Raw genomic sequence first — 19,936 nt, 5'->3', positions numbered from 1 at the left:
ATGGCGCCGGATAGCGCCATCCCGCTACTGCATCAGAGTTTGAACAGCGGCCGCAGGCGTATGCCAATGATGCTGCCCGCCAGGGCCATCAGCATCCAGACCCAGCCGTGCAGGCTGCCCGACGCCGTGCCGTCGAAGAAGCCGCCCAGGTTGCAGGCGCTGTACATGGCCCCCATCCCCATCAGCAGGCCGCCTATGATGGCCGCCAGACTGTTGCCTATGTGGATCGGGGTGTGATTGCCGCCGCCGCTCAGGCAACGGGCCAGCGCGGCTCCCAGGATCCCCAGCCAGAACATGCCGACCATGGGATTGATGAAGAGTGGCTGGGCCAGCTTGGGGTTGCCCTCGAACAGGCCGAACAGGGAGGCGCCGCGCAGCGCCATGTCATAGACGGCCCCCGTGATGGTCCAGGCCGAACCGTGCAGGGCCACCACGGCGGAGTTGAGCAGGGCGATGAGGATGCCGCCGGTCAGCACGGTGAAGCGGCCGTCGCGCCAGAACAGGTTGCCGCCGCCGAAGATGGGCTTCACCTCACCGGTGCGCTTCAATTCACTCTTGCGAAACAGCAGGAAGAGCACGGCGACCAGCGCCAGGTTGAGCAGCATGCCGCTCCAGATATTGCCGGTCAAATCCTTGGCAAGCACCACCTGGCTGGAGAAGCTGGCCTCCAGCTCGGGACGAAACTGGTTGCTGATGAGGGTGCCGATGCCGTAGCAGATCAGCACCAGCCAGAAGCGGGGTTGCCCCTCGCCACAGCAGTAGAGGGTGCCGGTGGCGCAGACTCCCGCCAGTTGCATGCCGATACCGAACAGGAAGGCGCCGACGATGAAGGGGACGCCTATGGCCATGACGTTGCCCACCATGGCATCGCCAAAGAGGGCATGAGTGAAGGAGAGGAAGGCGGTAAACAGCAGGATCTCGATGGCGATGGTGAGCAGGTGTACCCGCACGTAGTAGCTGTTGCGCCTGGTCAGCATCTCGCGCCAGCCGAATACTATGCCGAAGCGGCTGAAGGAGAGGGTGAAGCCGAAACCGAAGCCGATCAGTGCCATCAGGGCCCACTTCATGCCGAAGGTGGTGCCGAGCCAGAGCAAGGCTACCCCCGCGAGTGCCACTATGGGGAGCGACCATTGTCGAGTCATGCCGATACATCCGTAACGTTATTGTGGTGAAGGCGTGCATCCTAATCCCACAATGAGTCCGATGCCAGCCCGCTCGGCGACGGGCGTGGTTTGCATGGTTCAGATACAGGCGCCCGCCTCCCCGGCCAGCGCCACCAGGATGGAGAGGCTGGGCAGGTGATACCGAACAGCAGACCGGTGACCAGATTGAGCGGCCGTTTCACCCGACTGAGCTGGGTCCACTCGGCGACGGGTGTGGCCTGCATGGTTCAGATATAGGCGCTCGCCTCGACGGCCAGCTCGGCCAGGATGGAGAGACTGACGGCGCCAAACAGCAGACCCGTGACCAGGTTCAGGGGCCGCTGCACCCGGCTTAGCAGGTGCTGGGCCCGGGCGGTGGAGAGGCTCCAGGCCAGCAGCCCGAACCAGGCCAGCGACAGCAGGAACAGCTCCAGGATCAGCAGTCCCCGGGTCAGGCCATCCACCTGGGGCGTCACCATGGCCGCCAGCAATCCCATGAAGAACAGCAGCGCCTTGGGGTTGAGCAGGTTGGTGGCGATCCCGGCTCTCAGCCCCCGGTTCCAGCCCTGCAACTCCCCGCCTGCCCGCAGTGCCTGAGTGGCAGAACTGCGGCGCGCCGCCTTGATGGCTCCCCAGCCGAGCCAGCCCAGATAGAGGGCGCCCACCACCTTCACCGCCAGGAACAGCCAGGGCTGGCTCGCGATCAGCAGGCTGATGCCGGTGAGGCTGAGGGTGGCATGGAGCAGGATGGCGATGGCGATGCCAAGCGCGGCCCCGAGCGCCGTGGGCCTGTGCAGGCTGGTGCGCAGGATCAGCGCGAAATCCGGGCCCGGGCTCGCCAGGGCGATCAGGTGAATGAGACCTATGGTCAGAAACAGGCTGGTGAACATGGCATACCTCGCTACAAAGATGAGGCAGCAGCATGGGGGATGGAGGCAGGGGCTGGCTTGTAAAAGATTGCAGCCGGGTCGGTCAGCTCGGGAGCATCTGCTGACGGTAGTCCGCCGGGGTCAGCCCGAAGGCCTGGCGGAAGCCATGGTGGAAGTGGCTCTGATCGAAGAAACCGACCGCCAGCGCCACCTCGCTCACCGGCAGGCCGCGGGCGAGCAGGAGCTTGCCGCGCTCGAGACGCAGCCGCTTGAGCCAGGCGTAGGGGGTCATGCCGGTCTTCTTCTTGAACTGGCGCAGGAAGGCGAAGCGATCCAGCCCGAACAGGGCGGCCAGATCCTCCAGGCTGTGGTGCCCGTCCAGCTGTCCCAGCAGGTAGTCGCGCAGGAACCTGATCTGGGGATCCGCCAGGGCATGGCGCTCCGGTGCCAGGTGCAGCAGTTCGCCGAGCAGGGCCAAGAGCTGGCTCTCCGCCAGCAGGGCGTCGGGCTCCGGCTGATCCAGATACATGTGCAGCCGGGCGAAGCCCTGATAGAGATCGGGGCGGCTCTGCAACCCCTTGTCGAAGAAGGGCTCCGGCTTGTCTGGCAGCCAGCGGGCCAGCTGCTCGGGGGCTATGGCGAACACCCGCACCTCGTACCCTTCCGGCAGCAGGCTGAGGCCGTCGTGCATCTCGTCCGGGTTGACGGTGGAGAGCTCGCCGCGCACCAGGTTGTGGCTGCTGCCCTTGTGAATGAACTTCTGGCCGCCCTGCTGCACCAGACCTATGTGGTAGTCCAGGTGCACGTGGCGGCCATAGCTGAACTCCCTGTGATGGGAGTGGGAGAGTTCAACCCCCGGCAGTAGCCGGGATTGCCAGTAGTGGATGCGGGATGGAGAGGCGCTCATGGCCTATTGATAACCCGAAAGCCGGCCCCTGGCTTGTAGATTATTGCAGTGGCCGGGCATTCGGCTGCTCAACCGGCAGCCTGACGCCGCTTGCCGCTGCGCAACCCGTCCAGGCTGAACAGCACCAGGGCGCTCCAGATACAGCCGAAGGTGATCATCTTGTCCAGCGCCAGCGCTTCCCCGTAGAGGGTGACCGCCAGGATGAACATCAGGCTGGGGCCTATGTACTGGAAGAAGCCCAGGGTGGAGAGCTTGAGCCGGGTGGCGGCTGCGGTGAAGCAGAGCAGGGGCGCCGTGGTGACGACCCCGGCGGCGATCAGCAGCAGGTTCAGGTGCCAGTCGTTTTGCGTGAGGTGGCTGGTGGGGCTGTCGGCGAATCCCCACAGGTAGATGGCCGCCGGTGGCAGCATGATCATGGTCTCGATCAGCAGGCCGGTGAGGGCATCCAGGGCCAGCTTCTTGCGAATGAGGCCATAGATGGCGAAGCTCGAGGCCAGCACCAGGGCTATCCAGGGCAGGGAGCCGAAGGCGATGAGCTGGACGGCAACCCCTATCACCGCCAGTCCCACCGCCCACCACTGCAGGCGACGCAGCTTCTCGCTCAGAAACACCATGCCGAGCAGCACGTTGAACAGGGGGTTGATGTAGTAGCCGAGGCTGGCATCCAGCATGTGGCCGTTGTTGATGGCCCAGATGAACAGCAGCCAGTTGCCACCGACAGTGATGGAGGTGAAGGCCAGGGTGAGCAGCACCTTGGGCTGGCGCAGCACGACCTGCACCTTGTGCCACTGGCGGCCGATCAGGGTCAGCACCATCAGCAGGGCGCAGGACCAGATCATGCGGTGGGTCAGGATCTCGGCGGCCGGGACGGCGGAAATGGTCTTGAAGTAGATGGGCGCCAGGCCCCAAAGGGTATAGGCACACAGGGCATAGATGATGCCCTGGCGCTGGATCTGTTGCTGCATGCGGATAACCTTCACTGGAGAGTCGGATGTTGGAAAACATCGCAAAAAATCAGTGTAGCGATCCTTTTGGGGGGAAAGAAGTTAATAAATGCCGTTTGGCGAGATTTTTACAGCATGGAATCGACTCAGCGCCGGCCACCGCGGCGGATCTTCTCTACATCCATGAGCAGCCACAGCATGAGTGCGATGGCGGAGATCCAGGGACCCCAGGTCACATAGGCCTCACCCTCACCCAGCATGAAGAAGAGCAGCGGCAGGCCCACTACCAGAAACAGTACACTTCCCATAAAAAACAGCATTTTTATCTTTATATTTAAGGGCTTGTCTATTTGATGATTATATCGATTGAGGCCGTTGAGGAAAGGGTAAAAATGAAAAAGGGGGATTTCTCCCCCAATTCGATCGGTGAGCGGCATTTCTGATCTTATTCGAGCTGGATCCAGGTGCTTTTCAGCTCTGTGTACTTCTCCAGCGCGTGCAATGACTTGTCGCGGCCGTTGCCGGACTGCTTGAAGCCGCCGAACGGCATCGTCATGTCGCCCCCATCCCAGTTGTTCACGAAGACGGTGCCAGCGCGCAGGGCGCGGGAGCCCTTGACCGCCTTGTTGAGATCCGCCGTCCAGATCGCCGCCGCCAGGCCATAGTCGGTGTCGTTGCCAAGGGCAATGGCTTCTTCCAAGGTATCGAAGCCGGTCACCGCCAGCACAGGGCCGAAGATCTCCTCGCGGAAGATGCGCATTTGCGGCGTCACCTCGTCAAAAATAGTGGGCTCGATATAGAAGCCGCCGCTCTCTGTGTGGGTGCGCTTGCCCCCCAGCAGCAGTCTGGCGCCCTCCTGCTGGCCGATGGCGATGTAGTTCAGTACCTGCTCCATCTGGATGCCGTCCACCATGGCGCCGATACGGGTGGCGGGATCCAGCGGGTTGGCGGCTATCCACTCGCGGGCATGGGCCAGCAGTCGCTCCATGAACTGCGCCTTGATGCTGTTTTGCACCAGCAGGCGGGAGGCGGCGGTGCACACCTCGCCCTGGTTGTAGAAGATGGCGCCCACGGCACTTCTGGCGGCGGCGTCCAGATCAGGTGCGTCCGCCAGCACTATGTTGGGACTCTTGCCGCCGCACTCCATAAAGGCGCGCTTGAGGTTGGATTTGCCGGAGCACTGCACCAGATGCTTGCCGATCTTGGTGGAGCCGGTGAAGGTGATGCAGTCCACGTCCATGTGCATGGCCAGCGCCTCACCCACTGTGTGGCCAAAGCCCGGCAGCACGTTGAAGACGCCGTCCGGGATGCCCGCCTCTTTCGCGATGCCGGCGATGCGCAGGGCGGTGAGGGGGGATTTTTCGGACGGCTTGAGGATGACGGAGTTGCCAGTAGCGAGGGCCGGGCCCAGCTTCCAGCAGGCCATCACCAGGGGAAAGTTCCAGGGCACTATGGCTGCTACTACTCCGAGCGCCTCGCGGGTCACCAGGGCCAGAGCGGACTCTTCCACCGGGGCGACCTGATCGTAGATCTTGTCGATGGCCTCGGCGTTCCAGGCGATGCAGTTGGCGGCGGCGGGGGCGTCATAGCCCATGGCATCGCCGATGGGCTTGCCCATGTCCAGGGACTCCAGCAGGGCCAGCTCCACCTGGTTGAGGCGCATCAGTTCGGCGAAGCGCTGCATGATCAGCTTGCGCTGTTTCGGGGAGAGCCCGCTCCAGCGCTTGTCATCGAAGGCGGCGCGGGCGGCCTGCACCGCCAGCTCGGCGTCGGCGGCGTCGCAGGAGGCCACCTTGGTCAGCAACTGGCCGTTGGCCGGGTTGATGCAATCGAAGGTGGCGCCGTTGATGGCATCCCGGTAGCTGCCGTCGATAAAGGCTTGCGAGGGCAGGGTCAGATGGGCGGCCTTGTGTTGCCACTGGGCCAGGGTCAGGTCACTCATGTTCACTCCTTGAACCGGCAAAGATAGTCTCCGCGTATCAATATGCTAAACATCCTGCCGCTTGTAAATCCATCTTGTAACAATTCATTAAACACTTGCTGCCCAATGCCCGAGTCCAGACCCCGATCTGCGGCGGACTTTACCCAGGCTGCGGGGCCGTTTCGTGGAGGGGCGAGCTGCCCTGGTCACCCATGGGGATCAGAAGCTGGCTGGCGTGTTGGCCGAGATAAGCACGCACTCCTGCTCCCCCACGTTGCGGAAACGGTGCGGGGTGCGGCTGTCGAAGTAGTAGCCATCACCGGGCGCCAGCAGGTGTACCTGCTCGCCGACGGTGACCTCCACCTGACCCTGGATGACGATGCCGCACTCTTCCCCCTCATGGCTCAGCATGTCGTCGCCGGTGTCGGCGCCCGGAGGCAGTACCTCCTGCATCATGCCGATGGCACGGTTGGCACGGCTGTGGCCCACCAGGCGATAGCTGATGGGGTGGGTGCCGAGATCCGGCATGTCGTCCGCGCGGAAGATCACCTCGGAATCCATCTCCGTCTCATCGGTGAAGAAGCTGGCGAGCGACATGGGGATGCCTTCCAGCACCTTGCGCAGCGACGCGACCGAGGGGCTCACCTGATTTTTCTCGATCTGGGAGATAAAACCGTTGGTCACACCGGAGCGCTTGGCCAGCTCGCGCTGGGAGAGGGCCGCCTTGGTGCGAACCGCCTTGAGGCGGTGACCGATATCCATCGATAGACACTCCTTGACTGTTTACTATTATTAAAATTGTGTTAAATATCTTATACCACCCCGAGGGGGTGACACCAAGCAGGGCGATAAAAGGCCCTTTTTTATGGATTCAGGTGTTTAATTTAATAGGCATCAGCCAAGTGTTACTAAACGCCTTAAGGATGAGGTGACCATGAAACCGATTAGCGACATCAATACCCCTTCCGACATGTCCGCCTTCTGGATGCCCTTCACCGCCAACCAGCAGTTCAAGGCGGCGCCGCGCATCCTGAAGTCGGCAGAGGGGATGTATTATCACTCAGAGGATGGCCGCAAGATACTGGATGGCACCGCCGGGCTCTGGTGTTGCAACGCGGGCCATGGTCGGCGCGAGATTGCCGAGGCGGTCTCCCAGCAGATCTCCCACCTCGATTTCGCCCCCACATTCCAGATGGGCCACCCTCTGCCGTTCGAGCTGGCCAACCAGCTGGTGGAGATAGCCCCCAAGGGCTTCGGCCATGTCTTCTATACCAACTCAGGCTCGGAATCCGTCGATACGGCGCTCAAGATAGCGCTGGCCTGGCAGCGAGCCCGCGGTCAGGGCACCCGCACCCGGCTCATAGGTCGCGAGCGCGGTTATCACGGGGTCGGCTTCGGTGGCATCTCGGTGGGGGGCATTCCCGGCAACCGCAAGTGGTTCGGCTCCCTGCTTGGGGGGGTGGATCACCTGCCCCACACCCTCAACATCGCCAAAAATGCTTTCACCAAGGGGTTGCCCGAGGAAGATCTCACCCTGGCCGACGAGCTGGAGAAGATAGTCTTCCTCCATGATGCCAGCAACATAGCCGCCGTCATCGTCGAACCCATCGCCGGCAGTACCGGCGTCATCATGCCCCCCAAGGGCTACCTCAAGCGGCTGAGAGAGATCTGTACCAAACACGGCATCCTGCTGATCTTCGACGAGGTGATCACCGGCTTCGGCCGCCTGGGTTCGGCCTTTGCCGCCCAGGAGTTCGACGTCATTCCCGACCTGATTACCTGCGCCAAGGGGCTCACCAACGGCGCCATCCCCATGGGCGCCGTGCTGGTGCAGAACCACATCTATGACGACATGATGGCCGCCGGCAAGGGCGCCATCGAGCTGTTCCACGGCTACACCTACTCGGGACACCCTGTGGCGGCCGCCGCGGGTCTGGCGACCCTCGAGATCTACCGCAGCGAGAACCTGCTCCATCGCGCCGCGGATCTGGCGGGCTACTGGGAGGAGGCGGCGCATTCCCTCAGGGGCTGCAAGCACGTGAAGGATGTGCGCAACTACGGCCTGGTGGCGGGCATAGAGCTCGAATCCATGCCGGATGCGCCGGGCAAGCGGGCCTACGAGGTGTTCGTGCGCTGCTTCGAGAAGGGGGCGCTTATCCGGGTGACCGGCGACATCATAGCCCTGTCGCCACCCCTCATCATCGAGCGCAGCGAGATCGACGACCTCTTCACCCTGCTGCAGGATGTCCTGCAGGCCCAGGACTGATACTTACCCTTTGTTGCATGGCGCCCGCCGGGCGCCCTCTTCCTGTGCCTGATGCCCACGGCCGCGCACAAGGATGACGCGAATGACCCATCACGGAGGATTTATGAGTTACAGGATCGACAACTTCATCGACGGCGAAACCACCGAGAGTCGCAGCGAGCGTTTCGGCGCCATCTTCGATCCGGCCACCGGCCAGCAGCAGGGCACTGTGGCCCTCTCCACCGCCGCCGAGTGCCTCGATGCCATCGCCAGCGCCGAGCGCGCCTTCGCCGACTGGTCCCAGACCCCGCCGCTGGTACGGGCACGGGTGATGTTCCGCTTCAAGGAGCTGATGGAGCAGCACAGGGACGAGCTGGCCCGCCTCATCAGCCGCGAGCACGGCAAGGTCTTCTCCGACGCCCAGGGGGAGCTGACCCGGGGGCTGGAGGTGGTGGAGTTTGCCTGCGGCATTCCCCATCTGCTCAAGGGGGAGCACTCTCTCAACGTGGGCCGGGGAGTGGACAGCCACTCCATGATGCAGCCGGTGGGGGTCTGCGCCGGCATCACGCCGTTCAACTTCCCGGCCATGGTGCCGCTCTGGATGTTCCCGGTGGCGCTGGCCTGCGGCAACAGCTTCATCCTCAAGCCGTCCGAGAAGGATCCCTCCCTGGCCCTGCGCATGGCCGAGCTGCTCAAGCAGGCTGGCCTGCCGGACGGGGTGCTGAACGTGGTCAACGGCGACAAGGAGGTGGTGGACGTGCTGCTGACAGACCCGCGGGTACAGGCGGTGTCCTTCGTCGGCTCCACCCCCATAGCCCAGTACATCTATGCCACCGCCTCGGCCCACGGCAAGCGGGTGCAGGCCCTGGGGGGCGCCAAGAACCACATGCTGGTGATGCCGGATGCGGATCTCGATCAGGCGGTATCCGCCCTGATGGGGGCGGCCTATGGCGCGGCCGGCGAGCGCTGCATGGCGATCTCGGTGGCCCTGGTGGTGGGCGATGCCACCGCCGATGCCCTGGTGGCCAAGCTCAAGCCGCTGGTGGAGGCGCTGCGGGTCGGGCCCGGCCTTGGTCCGATCCCGGAGAACGAGATGGGCCCCCTCATCAGCCGTGAGCATCTGGCCAAGGTGCGCGGCTACGTGGATCAGGGGGTAGCAGAGGGCGCCAGTCTGGTGGTGGATGGTCGCGGTGTCAGCCACGGTGAGGGGTACTTCATCGGCGGCAGTCTGTTCGACCGGGTCGGCCCCGAGATGCGCATCTACCGGGAGGAGATCTTCGGCCCCGTGCTCGCCATAGTGCGTGCGCCGGACTATGAGACGGCCCTGCGCCTCATCAACGAACACGAGTACGGCAACGGCACCGCCATCTTTACCTGCGACGGGGATACCGCAAGGGACTTCACCACTCGGGTTCAGGTCGGTATGGTAGGGGTGAACGTCCCCATTCCCGTGCCCATGGCGTTTCACAGCTTCGGTGGCTGGAAGCGGTCCATCTTCGGGCCGCTCAACATGCACGGGCCGGACGGGGTACGCTTCTATACCCGGATGAAGACGGTGACTGCACGCTGGCCCCAGAGCCTGCGGGCCGGCGCCGAGTTCTCCATGCCGACCATGAAATGATCAACATGCAGCAGCTAGCCCTGGCATGGCCCGGCGGAAGGAGTCCGCCGGCGTGTCCCGCTATCCCTGTGAAGGAGTAACAGATGCGACTGGGAATTCTCGATTGTGACCGGCTGGACCCCGACTTGGTTGGGAGTTTCGGCCCCGTTTACTCCGAGATGTTTATCAAGGGATTCCGGGCGCTGGCCCCGGCGCTGGAATACAGGGTCTGGTCGGCGCTCGATGGGGAGCTGCCGAGCGACTTGAACGAGTGCGATGCCTGGCTCATCACAGGATCGCGCCACGATGCCTACAGCGACATTCCCTGGATCCTGGCGCTGCGCGACTGGATCCGGCGGGCCCACGATGCCAACGTCAAGCTGGCCGGCATTTGCTTCGGCCATCAGGTGATCGCCCAGGCACTGGGGGGAGAGGTGGTGAAGTCCACCAAGGGCTGGGGGCTCGGCGTCTCCGTCCACCCCATGCAGGAGGCGAAACCCTGGATGCAGCCGGGGCTGGAGACCATCAGGATCCTGGCCAGTCACCAGGATCAGGTGGAGCAGCTGCCGCCGGGGGCGACCCTGCTGGCGGGCAACGATTTTTGCCCGAACTTCATGTTCCTGCAGGGGGATCACATAGTCGCCATTCAGGGTCATCCGGAGTTTTCGGTGGAGTACAACCGGGCGCTGATCGAGCGGCGGCGGGATCGGCTGCCCGACGAGCACTACCAGAGCAGCCTCTCCTCCCTGGAGGGAGAAGTGGACTCGGCCACCATGATGCAGTGGTTGCTGCAGTTCCTCGGCATGCTGCCGGTCGGCCCCGCAGTGCGCTGAGCGTCCGTTTGTCATATCCCCCCGGCAGATGCTAGATTTTGTAGCAAAATGAAGGATCAAGCGGTGATATGCCCAGTTCGGATGGTACACTGGCCGCCATTTGTGGCGGCCTTGTCCATCTGATGACAGCCGCGCCAGCCTGTGAGGGTGCAACCTTGAAACTACAGCAGTTGAAGTATCTGATCGCGGTGCGGGACCACAATCTCAACGTCTCCGTCGCTTCCGATGCGCTCTATACCAGCCAGCCTGGAGTGAGCAAGCAGATCGGCTTGCTGGAGAGCGAGCTGGGGGTGCGCATCTTCGAGCGTCGCGGCAAGCACCTGCACAGGATCACCCCTGTGGGGGAGGAGATCATCAAGTGCGCCGAGGCCATGCTCAACATAGAGAGCAAGATCAAGGCCATCTCCCGGGAGTACCTGGATCCGACAGTGGGCACCCTCAACATCCACACCACCCACACCATAGCCCGCTACCTGCTGCCCAAAAGCGTCACCTATTTCACCAAGAAGTACCCCAAGATCTCGTTCCACCTGCACCCCGTGATGTCGGCCACCAAGGAGCAGATCAGCAAGGGTTACTCGGATTTTTCCATCGTGGCCCACGAGATAGGCTTCGACAAGGAGCTGATCGCGCTGCCCGCCTACCTCTGGACCCTGTCGCTGGTGGTGCCGCAGGATCACCCCCTGGCCAAGGTGAAGAAACCGACCCTGGAGCAGCTCTGCCAGTACCCCATCCTCAGCTACGAGAGTGGCGCCACCGGGCGTCAGGTGCAGGACAGGGTGTTCCAGGCGGCCGGCCTCAGCCCCAACTACTACATGACTGTGATGGATGCGGGCGTCATCAAGCGCTACGTGGAGCTGGGCTTTGGCATCGGCATCATCTCATCCCTGGTGGCCAACGACCACGATGCCCCCAGCCTGGTGGCCATCAACCTGGAGCACCTGTTCGAGCCCTGCCCGGCCCAGCTCTGCTTCAGCAAGAGCATACTGCTGCAGAACTACATGTATGACTTCATCAGCTCCTTCTCCCCCCATCTCACCAAGGAGATGATCCAGAACGTGATGCAGCAGCCGACCCAGGCGCGCATCGACGAACTGCTGGTCGGGGTGGAGCTGCCCGTCTACTGAGTCGTCTTCCGTCATCGGTCCGGCGTCGCTGGATGCCGGACCCGCCCTGCCGAGGTCCCCATGTCCCGCATCCTGCTGCTTGCCAATCTCAACTGTGATCATGTGCTCTCCCTGGCCGAACCCCTGGTCGCGGGGGCACGGATGCAATACGTGGATCAGGGGCGCAGGCTCGGCGGCGGCGCCGCCAACACCGGCATAGGGCTGGTGTGGGCGGGGCACGAGGTCATCATTGCCTCCCGCATCGGGCTGGACGAGACCGGCGACTGGCTGCTGGAGCAGGCGACGGGTCATGGGCTGGACTGCTCCCATGTGGAGCGCTTTGGCGGCGAGACGGGGGAGCTGCTGGTGCTGGTGGACTCCACCGGGGAGCGCACCATTCTAAGGCGTCCGCGCCGCCCGGATCTGCCAGGTGACTTGCCGCTGGAGGGGGTGGATTGCCTCTATGTGAACTACCCAGGCACCGCCATCATCGGTTACATGCGCCAGATGCTCGGCAAGAGCTTCGTGGTGGCCCAGTACCCCAAGGGCGGCCAGGCCCGTCGTCCCTGCCACGTGCTGGTGGCCTCCCGCGCGGATCTCGCCGAGGTGGGCGATCCCTGGCGGCATGCCCGGGAGCTCGCTGGGGAGCAGCTCGAATGGCTGGTGCTGACCGAGGGCAAGGCGGGGGCCGTTGCCATCCACGGCGAGGAGCAGGTGCGGGTGGCGGCGCGGCCGGTGTCCGTGGTCGACACCACGGGGGCTGGGGATGCCTTCGCCGGGGGCCTTATCCACGGTCTGGCCCGCGGCATGGCGATGGGGGATGCCCTGCAGTGCGCGGTGGACTGGGGCGCCTTCGCGGTCGCCTCCGAGAGTTCCATCCCTTCCCAGGCCCTGAAAACCTGGCTGAAACATCCCCACTGACAGACTCTAACCGGCCCGCTAGCCGGACTGTGGCCCCCTGCCTGCCGATGGAATTTAGCCGCCGGAAATGGCCAAAACCCCGCCCCGAGCCGGCAAGTTTGCGATCAATCAAAGAAAGTGTCGATTTATGTACATCTTCGTCGACACCCGCCAGAGCTGCTCTTAACCTTGTCACTCCACGACCCGGCTGAAGAAGCGACACCTGTGCGGGCGCACGTGCAGTCTCACCTCTCTGGCCACTGGCTGTCGTCCTGATTTCTGGCTTGTAGTAAGAGGCAAGTGCGACCATGCAACTGACACGATTTACCGACTACGCCCTGCGTACCCTGACCTTTCTGGCTATCCAGCCCGGTGATCGCCTGTCGACCATCACGGAAGTGGCCGACACCTTCGCCATCTCCCGCAACCACGTGGTCAAGATAGTGCATCAGCTCGGCATCAAGGGGTACATCGAAACGGTACGTGGCAAGCATGGTGGCATCCGTCTCGGCCGCTCCGCCGTCTCCATCAACCTGCGCGATGTGGTGATGGACATGGAGCACGTGCTCTGCCCGGTGGATTGCAAGCGTGAGAACTGCCGCCTCTCCGGCGGCTGCCGCATCCAGGGGATACTGCGCCGCGCCATGAACGCCTTCCTCGAGGTGCTGGGGGAGTACACCCTGGCGGATGCGGTGCGGGATCCGACCCGGCTGTGCCACCTGCTTGGCATCGAGCAGGACAATATCCTGACCATGGCCTGAGGGTCATGACGGTGAAAGGGCCCCTCGGGGCCCTTTTTGCTGTCTGGCATGCATGCCGGGGGCGGATGTGAGTGCGTCGGATGCCGGAGTCGTCAGAGCTGGGGGATCAGGGTGATGGCGCCGTGCAGACAGGCGAGGCCGCAGGCGCCGCAACCGTCGCAGGCCGCCATGTTGACGCTCACCCCCTCGCTGCTGGCCTTGATCGCCTGCTGGGGGCAGGCATCCTCGCACAGCAGGCAATAGAAGCCCTGACGGGCCTGACAGCTCGCCTCTATCCTGACCCTAGTCTGCACCTGACGGCCGAGCCGCAGGTCCAGCGCCCCGGTGGGACAGGCTCTGGCGCAGCTGCCACAGTAGCTGCACTGGCCGCAGGCGAGATCCAGCACAGGGGTGCCGGCTATGGGGGTGCCGACATATTCGGGCTGGTCGGCGGGTTTGAGCAGGCCGTTGGGGCAGGCCTTGAAGCACTCGCCGCAGCGGCGGCACAGAGCGAGGAATTGCGACTCTTCGATGGCCCAGGGCGGGCGCGCCTCGTGGCAAACCACGTCCGGTTTGCGGGGGCCCCCCAGTGCGTGCGTCAGCCAGCGACAGAAAAAATGAGTCATGCTCACCCCTATACCTATTAGGGGTTAATTTTATCCAGTTTTCCGCCGGCAAGCCAGAGAATAGCGCCGGCCAGGATCGCAAGCCGGGTTGCCCTTGTGTAAGCTAGGCGAGTCTTTTTGCGGGATCTGATGAACTCATGTGGTTATTTCTGTGGCGTGCTTCTCTGCTGTATATCTTCCCCCTGCTGATGTGGGCCTACTGCCGCATCAAGGAGATCGAGTTCACCGAGCTCGACACCGGGGTCAACAGTCACAAGTGGGTGGTGCTGGCCGCCTACCTCATCTATGTGCTGTTCTGGTTGCTGCTCAACCGTTATCTCGAACTCTTCCTGCGCCAGCGGAGCCGCCGATGATCGCCGCACGCGTTGATGTCCAGCGCTTCCTGTGTCAGCGGAGTCGGCGATGATCCCGATGACGACCTGGCTGCCTGCCTTGCTGGCGGGTCTGCTGGCCCTGCTCCTCGGCTGGCTGGCGGGGCGTCGCACGGCCCGGGAGGAGACACTGCTCACCGAGGAGCGCCATCAGGCGTTGCAGGACAGGTTCGACGAGCTGCAGGACGAGAAGATGCTGGGCCAGCAGAAGCTGGAGCAGCAGCAGGCCCTGCTGCTCAAGCTCACCGCTCGCCTCAAGGATGCCGAAGCCACCCTGCGCAGCGAGCGCATTGCCAGCGCGGAGAAGCTGCAACTGCAACAGCAGGCGGAGGCCCGCCTCAGCCAGCAGTTCGAGAACCTCGCCAACCGTATCTTCGAACAAAACTCCGGTAACTTCCGCGAACTGAACCAGAACAGCCTGGATCTGCTGCTGACACCGCTCAAGGAGCAGCTCGAGGGTTTCCGTCGCCAGGTGGGGGAGACCCACGCTCAGGAGACGGCCCAGCGCCACAGCCTCAAGTTCGAGCTGGAGCGCCTCGCCGAGCTCAATGCCCGCATGACCGAAGAGGCTGCGGCCCTGACCCGGGCCCTCAAGGGTGACAGCAAGCAGCAGGGCAACTGGGGTGAGGTGGTGCTGGCCCGTATCCTCTCCGAGTGCGGCCTGCGAGAGGGCCACGAGTACCACACCCAGGTCAATATCGAGGTGGACAAGGGCAAGCGCTATCAGCCCGACGTCATCGTCCACCTGCCCCAGGACAAAGACATCATCATAGACGCCAAGGTGTCGCTGACCGCCTACGAGCGCTGGTACAACGCGGACGACGAGCTGGAGAAGGCGGTGGCGCTCAAGGAGCACGTTGCCTCGGTGCGCAACCACATCCGCGAGCTGGGCCGCAAGGATTACCAGCAATTGCCCGGGGTGCGCACCCTGGACTATGTGCTGATGTTTGTGGCGGTGGAGCCTGCCTTCCTCACCGCCCTGGAGGCCGATCCCTCCCTGGTACGTTACGGGCTGGATCACAACATACTGCTGGTGAGCCCCACCAACCTGATGGTGGCGCTGCGCACCATAGAGAACCTGTGGCGCTACGAGCGGCAGAACCAGAACTCGCGCCAGATAGCGGAGCGGGCCGGCCGCCTCTACGAGAAGCTGCGGCTCTTCGTGGAGGAGATGCAGCAGATGGGGGGCAGCCTGCACAAGGCGCAGGAGAGCTACGACAAGGCGATGGGGCGGCTGGTAAACGGCCGTGGCAACCTGATCGCCCAGGTCGAGCGTTTTCGCGAGCTGGGAGTGGAGGTCACCAAGCCCCTGCCTGAGCCCCTGGTCAACCGCGCGCTGGAGCGGGAAGACTCCGCCGACTGAAGCAAGGGCGACGGTCGAACGCAGACAAAAAGGGCAGCCCGCGGGCTGCCCTTTTTGTCATGGTGATCCGCCACTCCGGCCTCATTGGCGCCAGAACGAGGGGAAGAAGATCACCGCCACCGTCAGGATCTCGAGCCGTCCCAGCAACATGCCGAACGACAGTATCCATTTGGCCGTATCCGGCAGACTGGCGAAGTTGGTGCTGGGGCCTATGACGGGCCCCATGCCGGGGCCCACGTTGGCCACCGCCGTGATGGAGCCCGAGATGGCGGTCAGGGGATCCAGGCCTATGGCGGCGAGCAGGGCGGCGATCAGCAAGATGATGGCGAAATAGGCCAGCACGAAGGAGATCATGGAGCGGATGATGGCGTCGTTGACCGGACGGCCGTTGTATTTCTGGGGGAAGACCCCCGAGGGGTGCATCAGCTGGCGCATCTGTTTCTTGAACAGGGCGAAGGCCACCTGTATCCGGAAGATCTTGAGCCCGCCGGCGGTAGAGCCGGAGCAGGCGCCGAGCGCCAGCAAGATGATGAAGATGATGCTGGTGAGGGGCCCCCAGGTGCCGAAGTCGCCGAGGCCATAGCCGGTGGTGGTGATCACCGAGACTATGTTGAAGCTGCTGATGCGCAGGGCATCCATAAAGCCGTAGATGTCCCGGACCCAGAGATAGAAGGTGACGACGACGGTGACCCAGACCACCAGCCAGAAGAAGCCCTGGACCTGGGCATCCTTGAGCAGGCTGTTGTCACGGCGGGAGAGGGCCTGCACATAGAGCAGGAAGGGCAGGCCGCCGAGGAACATGAAGAGGGTGCCAATCCAGTGCGCCGAGTTGGAAAAGTGGGACATGGACTGATCCGAGGTGGAATAGCCCCCGGTGCTCAGCGTCGTCATGGCGTGGTTGACCGCCTCGAACAGCGTCATGCCGCTCACCCAGTAGGCGAGGAAGCAGAGCATGGAGAGCACCAGATAGACCACCACTATGTTGTTGGCCACCGTCTTGGCGCGGGGTGCGCTCTTGTCTGACCAATCCGAGCTCTCGGTCTGGAACAGTTTCATGCCGCCGACGTTGAGGTAGGGCAGCACGGCCACCGCCATCACGATGAAGCCCACGCCCCCCAGCCACTGCAAGATGGAGCGCCACAGCAAGATGCTGTGGGCCATGCCGTCCAGCCCCGACAGCACTGTGGATCCCGTGGTGGTGACCCCCGACATTGTCTCGAAGTAGGCGTCGGTGAAGTCGATGTGGTTGATGAAGAAGAACGGCAGGGCGCCGAAGATGCAGGCCACCACCCAGACCGAGGTGGTGAGCAGGAACATCTCCCGCACCCCGAGGTGAAACTCCACCTTGCGCCCATGGTGCAGGCAGAGCAGGGCGGCGCCGTGGGTGATGAGCACGGACTTGAGAAACTCGACGAAGCCCTCGGAACCGGTGAACAGCGCCAGCAGGGTGGGCAGCCACATGAAGAGGGCCAGCTTGGAGAGCACCAGCCCGAGGGTGAAGACGATGGGACGCAGCTTGATCATGCAAGATAACCTGGTCGTTGATTGAAAAAAGACCCGGACCTTCCCTCTGGGAAATGTCCGGGTCTGGATGTCGCAGCCTGTTGCATGGAGGGCTTACAGGAAGAAAGGACTGGGCTGGAACAGGCGTTCCACTTCCGGGATGTACTTCTTGTCCACCAGGAACATCACCACGTGGTCATCCTGCTGGATCTGGGTGCGATCGTGGGCGATCAGCACCTCGTCTCCCCGCACCACTGCGCCTATGGTGGTGCCCGGCGGCAGCTTGAGCTCACCCACCGTCTTGCCCACCACCTTGGAGGTGTTCTCGTCACCGTGAGCAATGGCCTCGATGGCTTCGGCCGCCCCGCGGCGCAGGCTGTAGACGTTGGCGATGTCGGCACGGCGCACGTGGGTCAGCAGGGCCGAGATGGTGGCCTGCTGGGGCGAGATGGCGATGTCGATGGAGCCGCCCTGCACCAGATCCACGTAGGCGCCGCGCTGGATCAGCACCATTGTCTTCTTGGCACCCATCTTCTTGGCGAGCAGGGCCGACATTATGTTGGCCTCGTCCTCGTTGGTCACCGCGATGAAGACGTCGATCTGATCGATGTGCTCCTCCGCCAGCAGCTCCTGATCCGCCGCGTCGCCGCAGAAGACTATGGTGTTTTCCAGGTTCTCCGAGAGCTGCTCCGCCCGCTTCTGGTTGCGCTCGATGAGCTTGACGCTGTAGCGCTTCTCCAGCTGGCGGGCGAGACCGGCGCCTATGTTGCCCCCCCCGACTATCATGATGCGGCGATAGGGGCTCTCGAGCCGTTGCAGCTCCGACATCACGGCCCGGATGTGGCCGGCGGCGGCGACGAAGAACACCTCGTCATCCGCCTCTATGATGGTGGTGCCTTGCGGGCGGATGGAGCGGCCCTGGCGGAAGATGGCGGCGACCCGGGTCTCGATGTTCGGCATGTGATCCCGCAGGGTGGAGAGCGCATTGCCCACCAGGGGGCCGCCGTAGTAGGCCTTGACCGCCACCAGACCCACCTTGCCGCCTGCAAAATCAACCACCTGCAGCGCACCCGGATACTCGATGAGGCGACGCACATAGTCGGTCACCAGCTGTTCGGGGGCGATCAGGTGATCCACAGGCACGGATTCCGGCAGGAACAGGCGATCCCGCTCCACCAGATAGGCGGGGGAGCGGATGCGTGCCACCTTGTTCGGGGTGTTGAACAGGGAGTAGGCCACCTGACAGGCGATCATGTTGGTCTCGTCACTGTTGGTGACCGCGACCAGCATGTCCGCATCCTGGGCCCCCGCCTCGCGCAGCACCCTGGGGTGGGCGCCGTGACCGTTCACCACCCGCAGGTCGAACTTGTCCTGCAGCTCCCGCAGGCGGTCGCTGTCGGTGTCGACTATGGTGATGTCGTTGTTCTCGCCGGCGAGGTTTTCCGCCAGGGTGCCACCCACCTGACCCGCACCCAGAATGATGATTTTCATATGGACATCTTACTCAAGATTGTTGCTTCGAAACGAGGCAAGCCAGCCTGCCGCCCGGACTCGACATCCGGGGGCAGGGCCTACAGCTTGATCAGCTTGGCATAATAGAAGCCGTCCATCTCCGCCTCGCCGGGCAGGAACTGGCGACCCGGGCAATCCGGGTTGTCCTGCTCGTGCAGCGGCACCAGGCGGGCATCCTTGGTGTCCGCCAGGAAGGCGCGGATCTGGTCGCGGTTCTCTTCCGGCAGCACAGAGCAGGTGGCATAGAGCAGGGTACCGCCGCTTTTGAGCTTGCCCCAGAGGGCGTTCAGAATGCGGCGCTGCAGCTCGGCCAGCTCGCGGATGTCCTGATCCCGGCGCAGCCACTTGATGTCCGGATGGCGGCGAATGACGCCGGTGGCGGAGCAGGGGGCATCCAGCAGGATGCGGTCGAACTGACCCTCTGGCCACCACAGGTCCGGCGTGCTGGCATCCCCGTGGATCACCCGGGCTGTGAGGCCGATACGATCCAGGTTCTCCTGCACCCGGGTGAGGCGGTGCTCGTCCGCATCCACGGCTACCACACCGGCGAGGGCGGGTTGCAACTCCAGCAAGTGGGCGGTCTTGCCGCCGGGGGCGGCGCAGGCGTCCAGCACCCAGTCACCGGGCTGGGGATCGAGCAGACGGGCGGCCTGCTGGGCGGCACCGTCTTGCACCGAGCAGTCACCGGTTTCGAAACCGGGCAGCTTGGTCACGTCGCAGGGGCGCTCCAGCAGTATGCAATCCTCACCCTCTTCACCGGCCACCGCATTGATGCCCACTTCGGCCATGCGGGCCAGCATCTGCTCGCGGCTCTGGCGCTGGCTGTTGTTGCGGATCCACATGGGGGGACGCTGGTTGTTGGCCTCCATGATGAATTCCCAATCCTCGGGATAGGCCTGACGCAGGCGCTTGGTGATCCACTCGGGATGGCCGAGGCGGATGCTGGGCACCCGGTCGATGCGCAGCAGTATGACTTCGGCGCTGCGCTGGAAGTTGCGCAGCACGCCGTTGATGAGGCCGCGCAGTGAGGTACCCTTGAGCAGCTTGACGGCATTGACGGTCTCGGCCACGGCGGCATGAGCCGGAATGCGGGTGTAGATGAGCTGATAGAGACCGACCAGGATCAGATAGTGGAAGATGCGGCTCTTGTTCTTGAGCGGCTTGTCCATCATCTCGCTCACCGCCGCGTCGAGGCGGGGCAGCCAGCGCAGGGTGCCGTAGCAGAGTTCTTGCAGGAGGGCGCGATCGCGAGGCGCCACCTTCTCCTGGGCAGCAGGCAGAACAGCGGAGAGGGATTGGCCCTGATCCAGCACCTGTTGAATAACGAGAGCGGCCTGTGCACGTGTTTTCATAG

19 protein-coding genes are annotated in these 19,936 nt (G+C 63.5%); 8 read left to right on the top strand and 11 right to left on the bottom strand.

Annotated elements, in window-relative coordinates; all coding sequences use genetic code 11:
• Positions 1–32: 32 nt before the first annotated feature.
• The 7 genes from OC537_RS17695 to OC537_RS17665 all read right to left on the bottom strand — a co-directional run bounded on the left by OC537_RS17695 (position 33) and on the right by OC537_RS17665 (position 6,545).
• Positions 33–1,142, bottom strand: coding sequence for a YeeE/YedE family protein (locus tag OC537_RS17695; protein ID WP_262113164.1), 1,110 nt, complete (start codon positions 1,140–1,142; stop codon positions 33–35).
• A 248-nt stretch (positions 1,143–1,390) separates the two neighbouring features.
• Complete coding sequence (locus tag OC537_RS17690; RefSeq protein WP_106885281.1) at positions 1,391–2,032, bottom strand: LysE family translocator; 642 nt, start codon at positions 2,030–2,032, stop codon at positions 1,391–1,393.
• Positions 2,033–2,114: 82 nt separating this feature from the next.
• On the bottom strand, positions 2,115–2,918 hold the full coding sequence (locus OC537_RS17685; RefSeq protein WP_111911674.1) for an AraC family transcriptional regulator: 804 nt from the start codon (positions 2,916–2,918) through the stop codon (positions 2,115–2,117).
• A 68-nt stretch (positions 2,919–2,986) separates the two neighbouring features.
• The gene (gene rarD / locus OC537_RS17680; RefSeq protein ID WP_106885279.1) at positions 2,987–3,883 is read right to left on the bottom strand and encodes an EamA family transporter RarD; all 897 of its coding nucleotides are present in this window, start codon (positions 3,881–3,883) and stop codon (positions 2,987–2,989) included.
• A gap of 125 nt (positions 3,884–4,008) precedes the next feature.
• A complete protein-coding gene (locus OC537_RS17675) occupies positions 4,009–4,299 on the bottom strand; it encodes a hypothetical protein (protein WP_262113158.1) in 291 nt (96 codons plus the stop codon).
• 8 nt (positions 4,300–4,307) lie between these two features.
• Complete coding sequence (locus tag OC537_RS17670) at positions 4,308–5,804, bottom strand: aldehyde dehydrogenase (RefSeq protein WP_262113156.1); 1,497 nt, start codon at positions 5,802–5,804, stop codon at positions 4,308–4,310.
• Positions 5,805–6,002: 198 nt separating this feature from the next.
• On the bottom strand, positions 6,003–6,545 hold the full coding sequence (locus OC537_RS17665) for a cupin domain-containing protein (RefSeq protein WP_025325324.1): 543 nt from the start codon (positions 6,543–6,545) through the stop codon (positions 6,003–6,005).
• A 172-nt stretch (positions 6,546–6,717) separates the two neighbouring features.
• Between OC537_RS17665 and OC537_RS17660 the strand changes: the two genes are divergently transcribed.
• From OC537_RS17660 to OC537_RS17635, 6 genes are all read left to right on the top strand, one after another.
• Complete coding sequence (locus OC537_RS17660) at positions 6,718–8,049, top strand: aspartate aminotransferase family protein (protein WP_262113154.1); 1,332 nt, start codon at positions 6,718–6,720, stop codon at positions 8,047–8,049.
• Between the two features lie 103 nt (positions 8,050–8,152).
• On the top strand, positions 8,153–9,649 hold the full coding sequence (locus OC537_RS17655; RefSeq protein ID WP_139744998.1) for a CoA-acylating methylmalonate-semialdehyde dehydrogenase: 1,497 nt from the start codon (positions 8,153–8,155) through the stop codon (positions 9,647–9,649).
• Positions 9,650–9,732: 83 nt separating this feature from the next.
• Positions 9,733–10,461, top strand: coding sequence for a glutamine amidotransferase-related protein (locus OC537_RS17650; RefSeq protein WP_042650122.1), 729 nt, complete (start codon positions 9,733–9,735; stop codon positions 10,459–10,461).
• A 155-nt stretch (positions 10,462–10,616) separates the two neighbouring features.
• Positions 10,617–11,588, top strand: coding sequence for a LysR substrate-binding domain-containing protein (locus OC537_RS17645; protein WP_025325328.1), 972 nt, complete (start codon positions 10,617–10,619; stop codon positions 11,586–11,588).
• A gap of 60 nt (positions 11,589–11,648) precedes the next feature.
• The gene (locus tag OC537_RS17640) at positions 11,649–12,488 is read left to right on the top strand and encodes a PfkB family carbohydrate kinase (RefSeq protein ID WP_163156298.1); all 840 of its coding nucleotides are present in this window, start codon (positions 11,649–11,651) and stop codon (positions 12,486–12,488) included.
• A gap of 287 nt (positions 12,489–12,775) precedes the next feature.
• Positions 12,776–13,228, top strand: coding sequence for an Rrf2 family transcriptional regulator (locus tag OC537_RS17635; RefSeq protein ID WP_005326180.1), 453 nt, complete (start codon positions 12,776–12,778; stop codon positions 13,226–13,228).
• Positions 13,229–13,320: 92 nt separating this feature from the next.
• Here the strand turns inward: OC537_RS17635 and OC537_RS17630 are convergent, their stop codons facing one another.
• Positions 13,321–13,833 (bottom strand): ferredoxin-type protein NapF, encoded by a 513-nt coding sequence (locus OC537_RS17630; RefSeq protein ID WP_234568433.1) that lies wholly within the window; start codon positions 13,831–13,833, stop codon positions 13,321–13,323.
• Positions 13,834–13,970: 137 nt separating this feature from the next.
• Here OC537_RS17630 and OC537_RS17625 point away from each other — a divergent pair, with 137 nt between their 5' ends.
• Both OC537_RS17625 and rmuC read left to right on the top strand, forming a co-directional pair.
• Positions 13,971–14,186 carry a hypothetical protein gene (locus tag OC537_RS17625; RefSeq protein ID WP_025325331.1) on the top strand — a complete coding sequence of 72 codons (216 nt, stop codon included), beginning with the start codon at positions 13,971–13,973 and terminating at the stop codon, positions 14,184–14,186.
• 49 nt (positions 14,187–14,235) lie between these two features.
• The gene (rmuC, locus tag OC537_RS17620) at positions 14,236–15,567 is read left to right on the top strand and encodes a DNA recombination protein RmuC (protein WP_139745001.1); all 1,332 of its coding nucleotides are present in this window, start codon (positions 14,236–14,238) and stop codon (positions 15,565–15,567) included.
• An 81-nt stretch (positions 15,568–15,648) separates the two neighbouring features.
• Here rmuC and OC537_RS17615 read toward each other — a convergent pair whose 3' ends face one another.
• From OC537_RS17615 to rsmB, 3 genes are all read right to left on the bottom strand, one after another.
• Positions 15,649–17,091 carry a TrkH family potassium uptake protein gene (locus OC537_RS17615; protein ID WP_106885271.1) on the bottom strand — a complete coding sequence of 481 codons (1,443 nt, stop codon included), beginning with the start codon at positions 17,089–17,091 and terminating at the stop codon, positions 15,649–15,651.
• Between the two features lie 93 nt (positions 17,092–17,184).
• Positions 17,185–18,561, bottom strand: coding sequence for a Trk system potassium transporter TrkA (gene trkA / locus OC537_RS17610; protein WP_025325334.1), 1,377 nt, complete (start codon positions 18,559–18,561; stop codon positions 17,185–17,187).
• 80 nt (positions 18,562–18,641) lie between these two features.
• Positions 18,642–19,934, bottom strand: coding sequence for a 16S rRNA (cytosine(967)-C(5))-methyltransferase RsmB (gene rsmB, locus OC537_RS17605; protein WP_163148946.1), 1,293 nt, complete (start codon positions 19,932–19,934; stop codon positions 18,642–18,644).
• Positions 19,935–19,936: the final 2 nt, after the last annotated feature.

Origin of the sequence: Aeromonas sp. Marseille-Q5825, assembly GCF_946892685.1 — a bacterium.
Taxonomy (GTDB): domain Bacteria; phylum Pseudomonadota; class Gammaproteobacteria; order Enterobacterales; family Aeromonadaceae; genus Aeromonas; species Aeromonas rivipollensis.
The sequence above is the reverse complement of the archived record's forward strand: the minus strand, read 5'-3'. Positions and strand labels throughout refer to the sequence as shown.

What these genes read in the sequence shown, in the direction of transcription:
- OC537_RS17695 (WP_262113164.1), bottom strand. Translation starts at nt 1,142, where the DNA reads ATGACTCGACAATGGTCGCTCCCCATAGTGGCACTCGCGGGGGTAGCC.
- OC537_RS17690 (WP_106885281.1), bottom strand. Translation starts at nt 2,032, where the DNA reads ATGTTCACCAGCCTGTTTCTGACCATAGGTCTCATTCACCTGATCGCC.
- OC537_RS17685 (WP_111911674.1), bottom strand. Translation starts at nt 2,918, where the DNA reads ATGAGCGCCTCTCCATCCCGCATCCACTACTGGCAATCCCGGCTACTG.
- rarD (WP_106885279.1), bottom strand. Translation starts at nt 3,883, where the DNA reads ATGCAGCAACAGATCCAGCGCCAGGGCATCATCTATGCCCTGTGTGCC.
- OC537_RS17675 (WP_262113158.1), bottom strand. Translation starts at nt 4,299, where the DNA reads ATGCCGCTCACCGATCGAATTGGGGGAGAAATCCCCCTTTTTCATTTT.
- OC537_RS17670 (WP_262113156.1), bottom strand. Translation starts at nt 5,804, where the DNA reads ATGAGTGACCTGACCCTGGCCCAGTGGCAACACAAGGCCGCCCATCTG.
- OC537_RS17665 (WP_025325324.1), bottom strand. Translation starts at nt 6,545, where the DNA reads ATGGATATCGGTCACCGCCTCAAGGCGGTTCGCACCAAGGCGGCCCTC.
- OC537_RS17660 (WP_262113154.1), top strand. Translation starts at nt 6,718, where the DNA reads ATGAAACCGATTAGCGACATCAATACCCCTTCCGACATGTCCGCCTTC.
- OC537_RS17655 (WP_139744998.1), top strand. Translation starts at nt 8,153, where the DNA reads ATGAGTTACAGGATCGACAACTTCATCGACGGCGAAACCACCGAGAGT.
- OC537_RS17650 (WP_042650122.1), top strand. Translation starts at nt 9,733, where the DNA reads ATGCGACTGGGAATTCTCGATTGTGACCGGCTGGACCCCGACTTGGTT.
- OC537_RS17640 (WP_163156298.1), top strand. Translation starts at nt 11,649, where the DNA reads ATGTCCCGCATCCTGCTGCTTGCCAATCTCAACTGTGATCATGTGCTC.
- OC537_RS17635 (WP_005326180.1), top strand. Translation starts at nt 12,776, where the DNA reads ATGCAACTGACACGATTTACCGACTACGCCCTGCGTACCCTGACCTTT.
- OC537_RS17630 (WP_234568433.1), bottom strand. Translation starts at nt 13,833, where the DNA reads ATGACTCATTTTTTCTGTCGCTGGCTGACGCACGCACTGGGGGGCCCC.
- OC537_RS17625 (WP_025325331.1), top strand. Translation starts at nt 13,971, where the DNA reads ATGTGGTTATTTCTGTGGCGTGCTTCTCTGCTGTATATCTTCCCCCTG.
- rmuC (WP_139745001.1), top strand. Translation starts at nt 14,236, where the DNA reads ATGATCCCGATGACGACCTGGCTGCCTGCCTTGCTGGCGGGTCTGCTG.
- OC537_RS17615 (WP_106885271.1), bottom strand. Translation starts at nt 17,091, where the DNA reads ATGATCAAGCTGCGTCCCATCGTCTTCACCCTCGGGCTGGTGCTCTCC.
- trkA (WP_025325334.1), bottom strand. Translation starts at nt 18,561, where the DNA reads ATGAAAATCATCATTCTGGGTGCGGGTCAGGTGGGTGGCACCCTGGCG.
- rsmB (WP_163148946.1), bottom strand. Translation starts at nt 19,934, where the DNA reads ATGAAAACACGTGCACAGGCCGCTCTCGTTATTCAACAGGTGCTGGAT.